At 58.0% G+C, this 16,116-nt stretch carries 13 protein-coding genes and 1 tRNA gene; 6 read left to right on the top strand and 8 right to left on the bottom strand.

The features are described from left to right. Window positions 1-157: 157 nt before the first annotated feature. Complete coding sequence (locus J7394_RS09875) at window positions 158-1,411, top strand: hypothetical protein (RefSeq protein ID WP_209252699.1); 1,254 nt, start codon at window positions 158-160, stop codon at window positions 1,409-1,411. A 175-nt stretch (window positions 1,412-1,586) separates the two neighbouring features. Continuing rightward, window positions 1,587-2,729 (top strand): reverse transcriptase family protein, encoded by a 1,143-nt coding sequence (locus tag J7394_RS09870; protein WP_209252697.1) that lies wholly within the window; start codon window positions 1,587-1,589, stop codon window positions 2,727-2,729. A gap of 1,139 nt (window positions 2,730-3,868) precedes the next feature. On the opposite strand, the gene nadC is transcribed toward J7394_RS09870, so the two are convergent. From nadC to J7394_RS09845, 5 genes are all read right to left on the bottom strand, one after another. Further along, entirely contained in the window at window positions 3,869-4,753 is an 885-nt protein-coding gene (nadC, locus tag J7394_RS09865) for a carboxylating nicotinate-nucleotide diphosphorylase (RefSeq protein WP_209252695.1), read from the bottom strand. 3 nt (window positions 4,754-4,756) lie between these two features. Further along, entirely contained in the window at window positions 4,757-6,295 is a 1,539-nt protein-coding gene (locus tag J7394_RS09860) for an L-aspartate oxidase (RefSeq protein ID WP_209252693.1), read from the bottom strand. Then, on the bottom strand, window positions 6,292-7,263 hold the full coding sequence (gene nadA / locus J7394_RS09855; protein ID WP_209252691.1) for a quinolinate synthase NadA: 972 nt from the start codon (window positions 7,261-7,263) through the stop codon (window positions 6,292-6,294). The genes J7394_RS09860 and nadA overlap by 4 nt, the downstream gene beginning before the upstream one ends. 77 nt (window positions 7,264-7,340) lie before the next feature. Next, window positions 7,341-8,255 carry a hypothetical protein gene (locus J7394_RS09850; RefSeq protein ID WP_209252689.1) on the bottom strand — a complete coding sequence of 305 codons (915 nt, stop codon included), beginning with the start codon at window positions 8,253-8,255 and terminating at the stop codon, window positions 7,341-7,343. 123 nt (window positions 8,256-8,378) lie between these two features. Continuing rightward, a tRNA-Arg gene (locus J7394_RS09845) sits at window positions 8,379-8,455 on the bottom strand. A gap of 126 nt (window positions 8,456-8,581) precedes the next feature. Between J7394_RS09845 and J7394_RS09840 the strand changes: the two genes are divergently transcribed. Beyond that, window positions 8,582-9,607 (top strand): LacI family DNA-binding transcriptional regulator, encoded by a 1,026-nt coding sequence (locus J7394_RS09840; protein WP_209252687.1) that lies wholly within the window; start codon window positions 8,582-8,584, stop codon window positions 9,605-9,607. A 4-nt stretch (window positions 9,608-9,611) separates the two neighbouring features. Then, entirely contained in the window at window positions 9,612-10,826 is a 1,215-nt protein-coding gene (locus tag J7394_RS09835; RefSeq protein WP_209252685.1) for a DNA glycosylase AlkZ-like family protein, read from the top strand. 3 nt (window positions 10,827-10,829) lie between these two features. Here the strand turns inward: J7394_RS09835 and J7394_RS09830 are convergent, their stop codons facing one another. From J7394_RS09830 to J7394_RS09820, 3 genes are all read right to left on the bottom strand, one after another. Then, on the bottom strand, window positions 10,830-11,525 hold the full coding sequence (locus J7394_RS09830; RefSeq protein WP_209252683.1) for a fumarylacetoacetate hydrolase family protein: 696 nt from the start codon (window positions 11,523-11,525) through the stop codon (window positions 10,830-10,832). 530 nt (window positions 11,526-12,055) lie between these two features. Beyond that, window positions 12,056-12,490, bottom strand: coding sequence for a homoprotocatechuate degradation operon regulator HpaR (hpaR, locus tag J7394_RS09825; protein ID WP_170380277.1), 435 nt, complete (start codon window positions 12,488-12,490; stop codon window positions 12,056-12,058). A 99-nt stretch (window positions 12,491-12,589) separates the two neighbouring features. Next, window positions 12,590-13,732 carry a DUF3095 domain-containing protein gene (locus J7394_RS09820; RefSeq protein WP_209252681.1) on the bottom strand — a complete coding sequence of 381 codons (1,143 nt, stop codon included), beginning with the start codon at window positions 13,730-13,732 and terminating at the stop codon, window positions 12,590-12,592. A gap of 141 nt (window positions 13,733-13,873) precedes the next feature. On the opposite strand from J7394_RS09820, the gene J7394_RS09815 reads away from it, so the two are divergent. Further along, entirely contained in the window at window positions 13,874-15,046 is a 1,173-nt protein-coding gene (locus tag J7394_RS09815) for an MFS transporter (RefSeq protein ID WP_209252679.1), read from the top strand. 21 nt (window positions 15,047-15,067) lie between these two features. Further along, window positions 15,068-16,099: a glycosyltransferase gene (locus tag J7394_RS09810; protein WP_209252677.1), complete on the top strand. Its 1,032-nt coding sequence runs from the start codon at window positions 15,068-15,070 to the stop codon at window positions 16,097-16,099. Window positions 16,100-16,116 lie beyond the last annotated feature (17 nt).

The raw sequence follows: 16,116 nt of genomic DNA, 5'->3' as shown, positions 1-16,116 counted from the left end.
GGTGTTTGACGGGTGTGCTCGCGTTACAGCGTTTTTTGAGTCATTCTAATGCCAGTTTGAATTGCATTCTGGCTGGCTTTCCTTCAGTCTTAAGAAATAAAATTTTTGCGCTTTGCGCCTAAGTTGTTCTATGTAAATCTGAAAAAGCCCTTCTGCAATGCCAATTGACCTCACTAGTCCAAGAGTTGTCGAATGGCTCGGCCAGTTTGACCTCGAAGATCAACCTACCTGCGCAAAGCTGTTGTCAGAACTTTTGACCGTTAGCGCGGACGAACTCACTTCCGGGCTGCGAGCAGTTATTTCAGAGATTGCCAAAAAGAGTTCCGGACCAATAGCGTTGTATGCAGAACGACATATCCGTAGGCACCCCAAAAGCGGCCCCAACCGGATGTTCAAGGAGAGCCGAAGTCGTCCAAGGCGAGCCGAAGGTCATGGCCCGGCTCCTGTCCCGCCCGGCAGGGCTTACGCGCGTGAAACGGGAAGCGAAGGAATTATTGCAACGCTGATTACTGGTCTTGTTCGTGCAACCCCTTCGAAGTTCCTAGATCACCCGGGACCGGACATGATCAGAAAGAGAAAAGTGCGTTCGTTCGTAGTGGTCACCGATTTCATAGGTTCCGGAAAGCGTGCATCAGACAACCTCGAAGCTGCATGGAAGGTTCGGTCCTTCAAGAGCTGGTATTCTTCTCACCACATTCGTTTCGAGGTTGCAGCATACTCAGGAACACTGTCGGGAGTTGAGGACGTCAAAAAACACAGGTCCAAACCTTTAGTTCATCTGCATCGTGGCTGTCCAACCATCGCAAATCTTGCCACAGAAGACAGCCGTAGCATCTCCGAAGTATGCGATCGCTATGGTCCAAGAAAGCTTTCCGATGACCGTACCGCATTGGGCTACGGAGATGCTGGCGCTTTAATCGTCTTTGATCATGGAATTCCCAATAACGCGCCATTGATCTTGCACACTAAAACTACACGCTGGACCCCTCTGTTTCCCCGGCGCTCTTCTTCTTTGTTGGGCGCTGCACGTAAAGAAGCTGCTCGATCGAAAGAAATCGAACAAGCGCTGCATAGGTTAAGGGAGAAACGTCTGGCTGCAGCGCCTCGATTTGCAGGCATATGTGAGCAGGAACAAAATAGAATGCTAGTTCTCTCTGCTTTAAAGAGATCAACTCGCAGTACTCTCGCCGTGTCAGCTCGAACCGGCTTAACTTTTTCGGAAGTAGAGCAAAATGTAGTGGAAGCTAGGAGAGACGGTTACCTTGACGCAAACCTGCGGCTGACAAAGAAGGCCTATGAAGCTCTAACGTATCTGCGCTCACACAAAGAGCCATCCCGGCCTCTTCCCAAAACCAACGCTGAGTTCTATTGTCCAAAATCGTTGAGGCCACCAAGAAGGAAATTTGGATGATGTCGGCTGCAAGAGCCGACGCCGAAATCCGGTCGAAAGAACGGGTTTTATGGGCAGCAGAATCTGCGTGCCTGCGGAATAGCTTCCTTGCCGCGCTGACGTGGATAGCGCCGTGCGACGATGCGCGGCCTTTCTGCACGGCGCTATCCTCCCCATCCTTGCGGAGTCAAAGCAAATGACTGCTTGGCGGCCTCAACGATTTAAAGCGGCAGCAGGCAAAGCCGGTTGTGAACAAAATGTTGTTTCACATGCAGTTACAGTTGCGTCGCACGTTTTGATCCGGTCTCCCGGTGTCGAGCCTATTCTCTCGCTCAGACATCTTGGACACCTCACCGATACCCCTTATTATCGACTGAGACGCCTTGTTCGGCGCGAAGACCCCGAGCCATACAGCGTTTTTCGTATTAGAAAACGCCCATTACCAAACGAAAAGCTACGGTTTCGAACTATCGTTGTACCGTCCCCTTGGCTAATGGACTTGCAGCGTTGGTTGAACGTCAACGTGCTGGAACACGTTCCACCACACCCTGCTAGCGTAGCGTTTTCTCGCGGAAACTCCGTACTTGAAGCCGCTGCACCGCACTGCGGAGCGCGCTGGCTGATTAAGATGGATATCAAGAATTTTTTTGAGAGTATTACTGAACGTCAGGTTTACCGAGTTTTTGACGACATCGGTTACGAACCACTGGTAGCTTTTGAGTTGGCTCGGCTCTGTACGCGGGTGGGAAACCGCACAAGCCGCAAATACCATCAACGCTACCACTCTCCTTGGCAGGCCCGAGAAATCAGTGAATACACTAACGCTTTTATGGGGCATCTTCCACAAGGAGCGCCCACTAGCCCCAGAGTCGCCAATCTAGCTGCTCGGGATCTTGACAAAGCACTTTCAAATCTCGCAGACGCGCGCAGATTTACCTACACACGCTACGCAGATGACCTAACATTCTCGACCTCCAAAAAAATTGATCGCGCGGATGTGCGGCCGATATTGGGCGAAATAAGCAAAATAGTTTCAGAGAATGGATTTTCCCCGAATGTAGCAAAAACTACCGTTTCCTCGCCGGGCGCGCGAAAGGTTGTTTTAGGGCTACTAGTTGATGGTGAAGAACCAAGACTAACCCGCGAATTCAAGCAGAGACTTCGGCAGCACCTTTATCACCTTCGAAAGCACGGACCGGCTATCCATTGTCTTCACAATGGGAATGCTACACCGTTCGGTATCCGTAATCATGTGCTCGGCCTGGTGATGCATGCTCGCCAAATCGAACGTCCCTACGGCGATGCTTGTCTTCAGGAGTTCAATTCGATTGGATGGTGAGCTGATAAGTTGTTGTTTTGAATGCCTGCACAAGCCGAAATTGGTTAGATCTCACGACTTTCCCACATGATTACGGCGCTGCCGTAGGCAGCATGTTGATACAGTCTAGCGTTCTTCACGTATGGTAATTGTCGATCGCATCTTTGGGATCTAGGGGGTTCGTTGATAAGTCGGGTAATAGCCAAATGACATTCGGGTTGGTTGGGTTGGAGATCGCAGCGTCGGCTGCGGCAAGGTCCCTAAATGCCCTATCCATTTTGGCAGAAGTTATGCAGATGCGCCGCTCTGATGTTGCGTCTTGCTTGGCTTTTGCAAGCATTCTTTCGAACACGGGACGTATGGCGGGGGTATCTCTCACAACATTAAGGGACAAGCTGTCCCGGTTTACAGTAAAGGTGGAGGTCTCACTTGAATAAGCTCGAGCAAATCCGAGATGCGTTAGACATCCTTGCCGCAATCATTGAAAGGGATGGCCCACAGTACCTACCGCTGTTCGAAAGATTGGAGGCAGAAGAAACCGCTCTCCTGCAAGACGAAGCCGTACTTGCACGAGCCTTAAGTCGTGCCAAACGACAGGCTTGAACACGAAATAAGTGGGACATTTTCTGCGAATTCTTGTGGAATCATGTGGGAAGTTCTCGTGTCCCACTTCTTGTTAAGCTATTGATTTTATGTAAGAGAGTGATGCCGCCCCCGGGCACCACTTCCAGCAAGTAAGATATTGTTTCCCTTCGGCTTTAACTGGAGCTGACCAAAGGCTTAGTACATGCTGGAGAACAAAACCGTCCCATTCTCATTTGAGAAAGCAGGGGTCTTGTACTTCACACGATGGGTCCCGAAAGACCTCGATCACAACTATACCACCGGAAAAAATAGTTCTAGCTACGGACAAGATCAGCAGCGGTCGCAAAGTCCGGAGAGCAAATAGTTTCTAAGCAACTGGACGAACACTGGTATCACCCACATATTCAAGCCGTTGACCTACCTGGAAAGCATCTTGTGAGGATGACCTCCCTCTCTGAATGAGCGAGATTAGGTCCCGTTAAATTCTACTAGACCTTCGACTCTGTGATTACTTGTATTCCAGGTATCAAGGATGCTTACCTCCCAGGTCGGCGAAGGCCGCAGTGTACAGTCTTTTACGACCAGTGTTTTTTGGGGTAACTGGCGACGAAATCCAAGCCGATATCAAGGCAGGGTGCACTGTGGGTGATCCAGCCCATGGAAATCAGATCGACCCCGGTTTCAGCCACGACGCGCACGGTGTCGGGTGTGATCCCGCCGGAGGCTTCGGCAATGGCTCTCCCATCAATCATACCCACTGCTTCGCGCAAGGTGGCCGGGGTCATATTGTCGAGCAGCACAGCATCTGCACCAATTTCCAAAACCTGCTCCAACTGCGCGAGCGTATCGACCTCGATCTCGATCTTGACCATATGGCCGACCGTTTGTTTTGCACTGGTCAGGGCTGGACCGACGCCTCCAGCAATGGCGATGTGGTTGTCCTTGATGAGCACCGCGTCGCTTAGGGAATAGCGGTGATTCATGCCTCCGCCAGCGCGCACGGCATATTTTTCCAGCGCGCGCAGACCCGGGGTTGTTTTGCGGGTACAAGCGATCGAGGCATGCGTGCCTTCGACACGGCGCACCAGATCAGAGGTCACACTGGCAATGCCCGAGAGGTGGCCCATGAAATTGAGCGCGGTTCGTTCAGCGATCAACAGGCTGCGGGACGGCCCCTGAAGTGTTGCGATTTCAGTGCCGCGCGAAACCGAGTCTCCGTCGTTCACATGGCGAGTCACCGTGATGGACGGATCAACCAAGGCGCAAGCCAGTTCCGCACAGTCCAGACCGGCGATGCAACCGGGTTGACGGGCGCTCGCGACGACTTCGGATTGGTGATCCGGCGGAATGACGGCGGCAGAGGTGACATCGCCCGCCAGACCAAGATCTTCATCCAGCGCGCGGCGGATCATCGGCTCGAGCATCGTGCGCGGCAGCGGGGTAAGGGGCATGGCGGTCATGGGTCAGGCTGTCCTCAGCTGGGGTTCTTGGTTGACCGAATGCGCATGCGACAGGATTTCGGTCAGGGTCATCAGGTTTGAACGCGGACTAATCTCTGGTTCAGGGAAGTCGCTACGATAGTGCCCGCCGCAGGAGCCCCGACGCTGTTCGGCAAAAACCGCGATTGCAAGCGCCACGAGGGCCGGGTCTGATGCCGGTCCGCATGACTGAACCAGCGGCAACAGGTTCGAGATCGCGTTCCGTAGCCCAGCGCCATGTCGGATCACACCCAGATGCTGCGACATTGTCGGTCGGACAGTCGCAAGATCAGGATCAGGCAGTGCAGCGGGGTTGGGGACAAAGGCCCGGGCTCGCATCGTGCTGGCGGCAACATCGCTGGCGGCGCGGCGCGCCATCACAACAGCCTCAAGCAGAGAGTTACTGGCAAGGCGATTGGCCCCGTGCAAACCGGTCGCCGCACATTCACCGATCGCCCACAATCTGGGTAGCGTGCTCTGGCCGGTCTGGTTAACGGCAATGCCACCCATGTGATAGTGCGCAGCCGGACGTATTGGAATCGGGTCACGCGCGGGGTCGATGCCATGCGCTGCGCATAGGGCCTGAATGCCAGGAAAACGTTTGGCAAAGCCCGCGCCTAGCGAAGCGCGGGCGTCAAGAAACACGCGCCCTCCGCCTGCGATGACCTGATGCACCGCGCGGGCCACCACATCTCGCGGGGCCAGTTCGGCATTCGCGATATGCAACATGAACCGCTTGCCTTTCTGGTCGATCAGAGCTGCCCCCTCGCCCCGCACCGCCTCGCTGATCAGGGCCAAAGGTGCCTGGTCAGTAGCCAGCGCGGTCGGGTGAAATTGCACGAATTCCATATCGCGCAAAGCTGCGCCTGCACGTACGGCCATCGCCAAACCCTGCCCGAAATTGCCGGACGGGTTGGTGCTGGCGTCGAACAACCCCCCGCAGCCACCTGTCGCCATGATGACCTGAGCGGTCCGCAACACCGCCGCTTGACCCATCGCTTGCAGATGAACACCGGCAACGCACCCGTCTGCGGTCACAAGCCGTCGGGCCTCAACCCCCGTCAGGCAGGTGATCGACGGGCAATGCTGCACCGCGCGGGTCAGAGCAGACATGATCTCGGCCCCGGTCCGGTCGCCGCCAACATGCAGAATGCGGCGGCGGGAATGCGCGGCCTCGCGCGCCAAGGCAAAAGTGCCGTCCTGCGCCCTGTCGAAGCGGACGCCGTATCGCTCAAGCACAGCGATCGCCTCGGCGGCCTCCGACAGGATGCCCGAGGCGACAGTTGCATCACACAGCCCATCTCCGGCCCGGAGCGTATCGGCCAGATGCCGGGCAGGATCGTCATCGGCGCCAAGCGCGGCTGCAATCCCCCCTTGCGCCCAAGCGCTTGAGCATTCCTGCCCCAGCCCGGCGCGAGTGATCAGCACCACAGGCTGCGGCGCCAGTTCCAGTGCGGCCACCAGCCCTGCGATACCGCCACCGATGATGGCGATCCGGTCGTGGAGCCCCTCAAGCCGGATCATTTCACGGCCAGCATCCGCTCGACCGAACGGCGCGCATCGTCAGCGATGGCCGGATCGACGGTAACTTCGTGGCGACCCAATTCCAGCGCTTCGCGGATTTTGCGCAGACTGATGCGCTTCATGTGGGGGCAGAGGTTGCACGGGCGCACGAATTCCACATCCGGGTGGTTCAGTGCCACATTGTCGCTCATGGAGCATTCGGTCAGAAGGCAAACCCTTGCCGGTTTCTTGTCGCCGACGAAGTCCGACATCACGGCGGTAGAGCCTGAGAAATCCGCCTCGGCCACGACCTCGGGGGGACATTCCGGGTGGGCCAGCACCGTGACACCCGGCCATGCCTCGCGCATCGCCCGAATGTCGTCTGGGGTGAACAGCTCATGCACCTCGCAATGCCCGTGCCATGCGATCAGTTCGACTTCGGTTTCTTTGGCGACGTTCTTGGCGAGGTATTCATCCGGTATCATCAACACGCGCGGTACCCCGAGGGATTCCACCACTTTCACCGCGTTACCCGAGGTGCAGCAGATATCTGAGGCGGCCTTCACCGCGGCCGATGTGTTGACATAGGTGATCACCGGCACACCCGGATGCGCTTCGCGCAACAGCGCGATATCTTCGGGCGTGATAGAATCTGCCAGCGAACATCCCGCCCCCATATCCGGGATCAGCACGGTTTTTTCAGGGTTCAGCAGCTTGGCAGTTTCGGCCATGAAATGCACGCCCGCCAGCACGATGACATCAGCGTCGACCTCAACGGCTTCGCGCGCCAAGGCAAGGCTGTCGCCTACGATATCGGCCACGCCGTGAAAGATCTCGGGCGTTTGGTAATTGTGCGCAAGGATGACGGCATTCTTCTGCTGCTTCAGGTCGAGGATGGCTTCCAGATCCTCTTCGTACTGCATCCATTCGGCTGGCGGAATGACTTGCTTAACCCGATCGTACAACTCTGGCAGGCGGAAATCTTTCATTGGCTCCTCCAATTATACTCGATTCGAGTACATTTGAGATGTGATTATTCTCGATTCGAGATTATGTCAAGCGCAACTCAGGACTTGGACAGAGGCAGCCTTGCGCCCGACAGCATGCGGGCCTCAAGAATAGCAGGCCGATATCGGAACAGACGCGCCGGGCGGCCGCCGGTGCCGCTCGAGATTTCGCCTGTTTCTTCAACAAGTTCCTGCTGGTCGATCTGGCGGCGGAAATTGGGTTTGTGCAAGTGCAGGCCCGACAGCGCCTCGACCGTGCGCTGCAATTGAAGCAGGGTAAAGCTTTCGGGCATTAGCTCGAACACGACCGGAGAGTATTTGATCTTGGCCCGTAGCCGCGAAATGCCAGTGGCAAGGATGCGGCGGTTGTCTCCCGCCATGGGCAGGCCGAACTCGGGCACATCGACCAGACCGGCCTCATACATCAACTCGTAGCGCTGCAGAACCAGTTCCTCGTTCCACGTCTTACCATTCAGACCGAACAGATAGTCGACACGCTGAGCCTTGAGCGGATCCGCCCCAGCCCAAGCCGTCAGGCGATCGGCGATACGCGGCACTTCCTCGGGGATGCTGTCGCGATGATCTTCCCACGGGAAGTACCGGTACCAACTGCGCCAAGACGGGCGCCCTGCCCCGGCTGCATCCTGTTCGCGCACCAGCCCTAGATAGCTGATCGAGATCCGCTGCGAGGTTTCTACATCCCCGGACCGAGGGTCGCGATCCCTGTCCGCAAAGGTATAGAGTTGCTCAAGATACCCCACAGGATGACCGGTCTGCGCCTCGATCCAAGCGCGCAGGCTGCTCTGCAGGCTGCGATGAGAGGATTCGAACGGCCCCGATGGCAGCGCCTCACCCCCCAGCAAGGTCATAACACGCGGCTGGTTGTCGGTCACGGCGACAAGGATTGCGATCAGTTCGGCAGGGGCTAGTCCGCTGGGCAAGAAGGTACCTGTGTATTGCGCAATGCCAGTCATTGACATCGTGTTTGATTTCTAACCCAGATTTCAAACCTTTGCTTGAGGAAAATGCCATCGCGCTAACACCGACCTTAAGATCAGGTTTTCACCGTTGAATGAAGGCATTTCCGGAATCTGCAGTGGCGACCCCGGCAGGATTCGAACCTGCAACCTGCCCCTTAGGAGGGGGCTGCTCTATCCAGTTGAGCCACGGGGCCGTGCGAAGCCCTCTCTACCTGCGTTTTTTCGGCTTGTCATGGGGTTTGCTCTGGGATTGCTGAACAGTTGTAAACCGCAGGGTGTTTACGCTAGCATCGGATAAAACAACAACGCAGGTGCCCTCAGTGAACACAGAAACAAAACGCCCGCTTACCCTTCGCGATGTCTCTGAGGCCTCTGGGGTATCCGAGATGACGGTCAGCCGGGTCCTGCGCAATCGGGGCGATGTGTCGGATGCGACGCGCACCCGCGTTTTGGCCGCTGCGAAGGAACTGGGCTACGTGCCCAACAAGATCGCGGGCGCGCTGGCCTCTAGCCGGGTCAACCTGGTGGCGGTGATCATTCCATCCCTGTCCAATATGGTCTTTCCCGAGGTTCTGACCGGCATCAATCAGGTACTGGAAGACACCGATCTGCAGCCTGTGGTCGGCGTCACCGACTACCTGCCTGAGAAAGAGGAAAGAGTGCTGTATGAAATGCTCTCCTGGCGGCCCTCAGGGGTGATCATTGCCGGGCTGGAGCATACCGACGCGGCGCGGGCGATGCTGGATTCGGCCGGAATTCCTGTGGTTGAGATCATGGATACCGACGGCAAGCCGGTTGATGCGATGGTCGGGATCTCTCATCGTCGCGCCGGGCGCGAAATGGCGCAGGCGATCCTCAAAGCAGGCTATGAGCATATCGGCTTCATGGGCACCAAGATGCCTCTGGATCACAGGGCGCGAAAACGGTTCGAAGGCTTCACCGAGGTTATGGGCAAGCACGGAATCGAGATCGAGGATCGGGAGTTCTATTCCGGCGGCTCCGCTCTGGCCAAAGGGCGCGAGATGACGCAGGCCATGCTGGAACGCTCGCCCGATCTGGATTTTCTGTATTATTCCAACGATATGATCGGCGCGGGTGGTCTGTTGTATCTGCTAGAGCAAGGCATCGACATTCCCGGTCAGATCGGCTTGGCGGGGTTCAACAATGTTGAACTGCTGCAGGGCCTGCCCCGCAAACTGGCGACGATGGATGCCTGCCGACTCGAGATCGGACAGCAAGCAGCCAAGATCATTGCCACGCAGCTTGACGATCCAAATGCCGAGATCGAGACCCGCGTGACTCTGACCCCCAAGGTCAACTTTGGGGATACGCTGAAACGGCGCTGATATCGTGGCGCTGAAACAGCTGGACAACCGCACGGCGCGGGCGATCTTCATGGATCGCCATGCGCTGGCCGAGACACCTTCGGGAGGGTCCAAGGGCACCGATCTGCTGGATTTGATCCAAAGGCTGGGCTTCGTTCAACTCGACAGCATCAATACGGTGGCACGCGCGCATGACATGATCCTGTTCTCGCGCAGGCCCAGCTATCGCAGCGGTAACCTCAAGCGCTTGTATGAGCGGGACCGGGCGCTATTCGAACACTGGACCCACGATGCCGCCGTCATTCCGATGGAGTATTACGCGCATTGGCATCTGCGGTTTCGGCGCGATGCGGATCTGCTGAGGTCGCAGTGGAAGAACTGGCGTCGGGATGGGTTTGAGCAGCAGTTCGAAACGGTTCTGAACCACATCCGCGATCATGGACCTGTGTCTTCGTCCGACGTGGGGAAGGATGAAAAGAAGGGCTCGGGCGGGTGGTGGGACTGGCACCCGTCCAAGACCGCGCTTGAGTATCTGTGGCGCTCGGGCGCGCTGACCGTTGTCGGGCGTGAGGGGTTTCAGAAACGCTATGATCTGACCGAACGGGTGATCGAAACGCATCTCTGCCCCGGTCAGCTAATCTGTGACGCCGAGGCAACGGTTGATTGGCTGTGCAATGCGGCACTGGACCGGCTTGGCTTTGCCACTTCGGGTGAGCTGGCCGCGTTTTGGGATACCGTTAGCGCGGCTGAGGCTAAGACCTGGTGCGCCCAAGGGTTGCAATCAGGCGCACTAGAGGAGGTCGAGGTCGCTTGCGTCGACGGGCGCCTGCGCAAACTGTTTGCCCGCCCCGATCTGACCGATGGTCTGAGCGACCTGCCCGCACCAACAGGCCGCATCCGGGTTCTCAGCCCGTTCGATCCGATGCTGAGAGACCGGAACCGGGCCGAGCGGCTGTTTGGTTTTCACTACCGGATCGAGGTCTTCGTGCCCGAGCCCAAGCGGACCTATGGCTACTATGTTTTTCCGCTGCTGGAAGGCGACAAGCTGATTGGCCGGATCGACATGAAAGCCCATCGCGACGAAGGCATTCTGCGCGTCAAAGCCCTCTGGCCGGAGCACGCGATACGCTGGTCGGATGCGCGCACGCGACGACTGGATTCCGAGTTGGACAGAGTGCGCCGATTTGCCGGTCTCGATACGGTCGAATTTGCCAAGGACTGGCTGAAAGAGCCTAAATAGGCTCTATTCTGGATCCGTCAGGGTCAGATGAATACGCTCCAGCCCTTCAATCCCACCTTCAATCTCATCCCCTGCAGCAACCGGCCCTACCCCGGCGGGGGTGCCGGTCAGGATCACGTCGCTGGGGCGCAGGTGATAGAAACCGGACAGGTGGCAGATGATCTCATCAATTTTCCAGATCAACTCCTGCAATGTCGCGTCCTGCCTAACCTCGGCGTTGACGTTCAGGTGAATGCGCTTGTTGTCCTCTGGGGACCACTCGGCGGCTCGGGTCAAAGGCGCAAAGACAGCGCCGTTCTCCACATCCTTACCCAGATCCCAAGGGCGCTGCTTGTTGCGTTCGCGGATCTGCAGATCGCGGCGGGTCATATCCAGCGCGCATCCATAGCCATATACCGCTTCCCACGCCTCTGCAGGGGTGGCGCGGAACACGGGGCGACCGATGGCGACGGCCAGCTCCATCTCGTGGTGGTAATTCTCGGTACCCGGCGGGTACGGCACGCTCGCTCCGGTCAGAATGGCGTTTGCGGGCGACTTGGTGAAATAGAACGGTGCCTCGCGGTCTACCTCATGGCCCATTTCGGCGGCATGCGCCGCATAGTTGCGCCCAACGCAGAAAATCCGACCGATGGGATAGGTCGCCTGTTCGCCGACCACGGGGATCGAGATGGGTTCAGGTAGAGAAAACAGATGCGGCATGGCGATCCCTTGAGTGTTGCGCCGCGCAGCTTATCGTCTGGCACGCAACTGGCAAGACGTAGCGATGCGCCGGTTCACGCCGACATTTGCGGCGAGATCAGGCGCAAAGCCGCCCAATTCCTGCGGCGGCGCATCTGGGCGTATGAATCCCTTGGAAACAGGTAAAATCGCGCTAGTTCGCCTAGTAGATTAAAGAATTGATGGCACCCCCACCACCTGCCCGGCACAGAAGTTCTGCCGGAAAGATCAATACGACTGAAGTGACCTGAAGATACCTCTTGCGGACGCCTCAACATGTCGGCATTGGGACGCGAACGTATCGGAGACGGCAGGCGAATACGCCCATCCCCCTGGGAGTTTCGCCCGTGTTAGACCCTATTTCAGGACTGACGCGCCTTCCGACACGTGGGCCGGGCCGTCGGGTAAGACGACACGCAACGGCCTTGGGCCAGGCACAGAATCCAACCCGGGTCTGGCCACCCCGCCGGAGAATTCCCCCTACCTTCTCCGGCGGGGTTTTAACTCTGGGGTTACTCTTTGAAGTTTTTCAGCTCGTTGAGGATATCCAGAAGCGTTTCGTGCTTTTCGGGACCAAGATGCGCGCGCATGCGATCGGCCTGTTGAACAATGCCCGTCAGATTGTCCTGAATGATCTGTTCCCCCTTCGCGGTGATCTCGACGATCTGACGACGCCGATCCTTTGGGTGACAGCGACGCTTGATCAGGCCCTTGTCTTCCAGTTTTTGCAGGATGCGCGTCAGGCTTGGCAACAACAGGCAGGCCCGTTCCGAGATATCCGTCGGCTCACTTGCACCTTCTTCTTTCAGCAAGCGCAGCACGCGCCATTGCTGCTCGGTCACCCCGGCATCAATCAGTAATTTGCGAATAGGGCCCATCACCCTTTCTCGGGCGCGCAACAAAGCGATGGGCAGGGATCGCGATACCAAGGGGAGTTGATCGGACATGCTGAATCATCGCCGAAAAAGCGGGAAGTCTCAAGTCGCCCCGAGAGGGAAGGTTTGTAAGATACTGATAAGTAACAGTTTAAAGCCAAATCCGGTAAGCTATCGCCGCATCGCCTCGGCGGCTTTTGCATATCCACCCGAAGCCCCATCCACGAAATGAACATGATCGTCCCGCATGGCTGAGGGGACGAAGCAGGTCATCATCGCCTCATCCTGTACGTGCAGGCCGTAGCGGATTTTGCCGCGCCCGCGGGCTTCATCCAGCATACGCTGGAGGCGATCCAACGTGGCAGGGTCACAGTCCAGCGTCATTTTCAGGCCATCGTCGAATTTGCGGTAGTCTGCGTTTTGGCTGACCATCCGCCGATAGTGACCGGGTTCGAACTGCCCCAACCGCTTGCCCGTCAGAAATAACAGGGCGATCAACAGGTTCTGCCCAAGCAGTTTCAGCTTTTGCGCAAACAGATTGCCCCCCGCGCGCGAGACATGGGCATCCAGCCCAACATCCGGCGGCGGCCATGTCATCGGAGGTCCGTTTTCCGGAACCGGATGCCCCGAACGATCCAGCTCGGCTGCCATAGTGACAACGGATTGCGCCAGATCCGCAAAATCCCGCTCGGTCGCCTGGGCCGTCGGCTGCACCACGACCGAAACGATCTGGCCATGCTGCGCAGGACTGTTGGACCAGCGGCAGGACAGGCCGGTCAGGTTTGGTTGCGCGTTGGGCGCGGCGGGCTCAACCGAATAGTGCCCGGACTTCATCTGCGCCTCGGCCCAAGCCAGACCTCCGCCCGAGAACATGGCATAGTCCACCCCGGAAGACGGGGCATAGCGCGCCACCCTCAGGTCTTTCCCAGCCTTGCGCAACTCGGCCACCGGAACGAGGGCCGCGCGCAACGGCATCTCAAACTCCTCTTCGGCCCAGCGCCGCAGGGTTGCCAACGCCCCCGCCGCGATATCCACCGCACTGGGGGGCACGGCAAAGCCAGCCCCGTCGCCCCCAAAGACATAAGGAAAAGGCTTGTTCTCCAAAGCGTTGATCATGGTCGAGATCACCGCAGCGCCGACCATGTTGACGGTTTTGTACCGTCCCTGCGCAATCTGCGTCGTCGAATCCACAATGTCGGCAACACCCACAACCCAATCATCCGGAACCGAGGCAAACTGCGCCGGGTCCGACAGAAGGGTAAAATCGTGCCAAAGCGGCAGGGTCTCGTAAAAATCTGAATGGAGGTCTTTCATCGTCCCCCCTTTGTTCCAATTGGAGGTTAAGCTAGCCCGAATGTGATCGCTGTCCTCCCCTTGCAACATAGTACACGTGCTTGTGCGTTTTGCCACGGCGTGCCAATCAGGGCGGTGGAAATGCGCAGGAAGGGGCCGTTCATGCAGGCAGGTTTGGTTGTACTATGTCTGGCTTATGTCCTGAGCCAGTTTTTTCGCGCGTTCCTTGCCGTTCTCAGCCTTGATCTGGCGCGTGATATCGGAGCCTCGCCCGAGGATCTGGCCTTCGCCTCGGGCCTTTGGTTTCTGGTCTTTGCCGCGATGCAGCTGCCGGTGGGCTGGGCGCTGGACCGTATTGGACCACGGCTCAGCGCATCCGTCCTGCTGCTGATCGGCGGGGCCGGAGGGGCGCTTGTTTTTGCCGCCGCCACCAGCCCGCTGCATGTCAGCATCGCGATGGCCCTGATCGGTGTTGGTTGTTCCCCGGTTCTGATGGCCTCGTACTTCATCTTTGCGCGCGAGTTCCCCCCAGCTCGGTTCGCCACGCTTGCGGCGCTGATGCTGGGCGTCGGGTCGGTTGGTAATCTGGTCGCGTCCTACCCAACCGCGCTAGCTGTCGAGCTGATGGGCTGGCGCGCCACGATGGTTGGGTTGGCGGTTCTGTCCGCCGCAATCGCCTTGGGCATCTGGTTCAGCGTGCGTGATCCGAAAAAGGTCGAGACCGACCACAAAGGATCTTTGCTGGATCTGCTGAAAGAGCCTGCCTTGTGGCTCATTCTGCCCTTGATGCTGGTCGCTTACGCTCCGGCGGCTGCACTGCGCGGACTTTGGGCGGGGCCCTATCTGAACGACGTGTTCAGCCTGACCACCACGCAGATCGGGACGGCCACGTTGGTGATGGGAACTGCGATGATCGCGGGGACTTTTGTCTACGGACCGTTGGACCGTCTTCTGGGCACCCGCAAATGGGTGATTGTCGGCGGCAATGTCCTCTGTGCGGTGGCGCTTGGGCTTTTGTGCCTGTGGGTCGATAGCGCCGTCTGGGTCTCGGTCGTGATGTTGTCGCTGATCGGGTTTCTGGGCGCGAGCTTTCCAGTCATCATGGCGCATGGTCGAGCCTTCATCCCGCCGCATCTGACCGGGCGTGGCGTGACCTTGCTGAACCTTTTCGGCATCGGCGGCGTAGGGCTTGCGCAATTTGCCACCGGGCAGATTCACGCCGCTTATACCGACGTCAGCCCGACGGCCCCCTATACGGCGATATTCGGCTTTTTCGCCGTGACCCTTGCCATTGGATGCATGATCTATCTATTCAGCCGGGATAGCGTCGACTGACGCAACGATCAGGAGAGCCCGGTGAAAGACCCCGTCGTCATAGCCCCCAATCTCAAACGCAGGCTTTCGGGCGTGACGGCAACGATTGCGCGGCTGGTCCCTTTGCAGGCGCAACAGATCGACATCGCCGCTACCGGGCCGGGGCTACCCGCTGACATTCCGCATATCCCGCTGGGCCGCCTACCCTTTCTGTCCCGTCGCACGCTGCGGGTCTGGCATGCGCGCCGCAATACCGAGATGCTGCTGGGCCTGATCCTGTGCAATATCTTCCGGTTGAAGCTGAAACTGCTGTTCACCAGCGCCTCGCAGCGGGCGCATACGGGTTATACCAAATGGCTGATCGACAAGATGGATGCGATTGTCGCGACCTCGCGCAAGACCGCAGGCTATCTGGAACGAGACGCGCAAGTGATCATGCACGGCATCAACTTGCACGACTTTACCCCAACTGAGAACAAAGCCGCCCTTCGCGCACAGCTAGGGTTACCAGATGGCCTGCTGCTGGGCTGCTACGGCCGCATCCGCCATCAAAAAGGCACGGACGCTTTCGTCGACGCCATGATTGATCTTTGTGCCCGGTCCCAAGACGTCTCGGGCATCGTCATGGGCCGCGCGACGGAAAAACACACGGGCTTTCTGGCCGAGCAGAAAGACAAGGTCGCCAAGGCGGGCCTGTTGGACCGTATCCTCTTCATGCCCGAGGTGACGGTCGATCAGATTGCAGAATGGTATCAGGTGCTGGACCTGTTCATTGCCCCCCAACGGTGGGAAGGTTTCGGCCTCACCCCGCTTGAGGCGATGGCCTGCGGCGTGCCAGTTGTCGCAACCGATGTCGGCGCGTTTTCCGAGATCGTGACCGACCCGTCTCTGGGCCGGGTGGTGACCCCGGGTGACATCCTGGCACTGGCCGATGCGGCCGCGGAAATGTTGGAAAACCGTGATTCCCTGTCTCAGGCCGGACAGGCCGCCCGCGCCCATGTTGAGCAGAATTTCGATATCCAAGGCGAAGCACAGACCCTCGTGGCCCTCTACATGCGCCTGCTGAGCGCTTGAAGCGCCTCAAATCGGCG

Source organism: Ruegeria sp. R13_0 (assembly GCF_017743995.1).
Lineage (GTDB): Bacteria > Pseudomonadota > Alphaproteobacteria > Rhodobacterales > Rhodobacteraceae > Ruegeria.
Note: the sequence above shows the minus strand (reverse complement) of the source record. Positions and strands in the feature narration are given on the sequence as shown.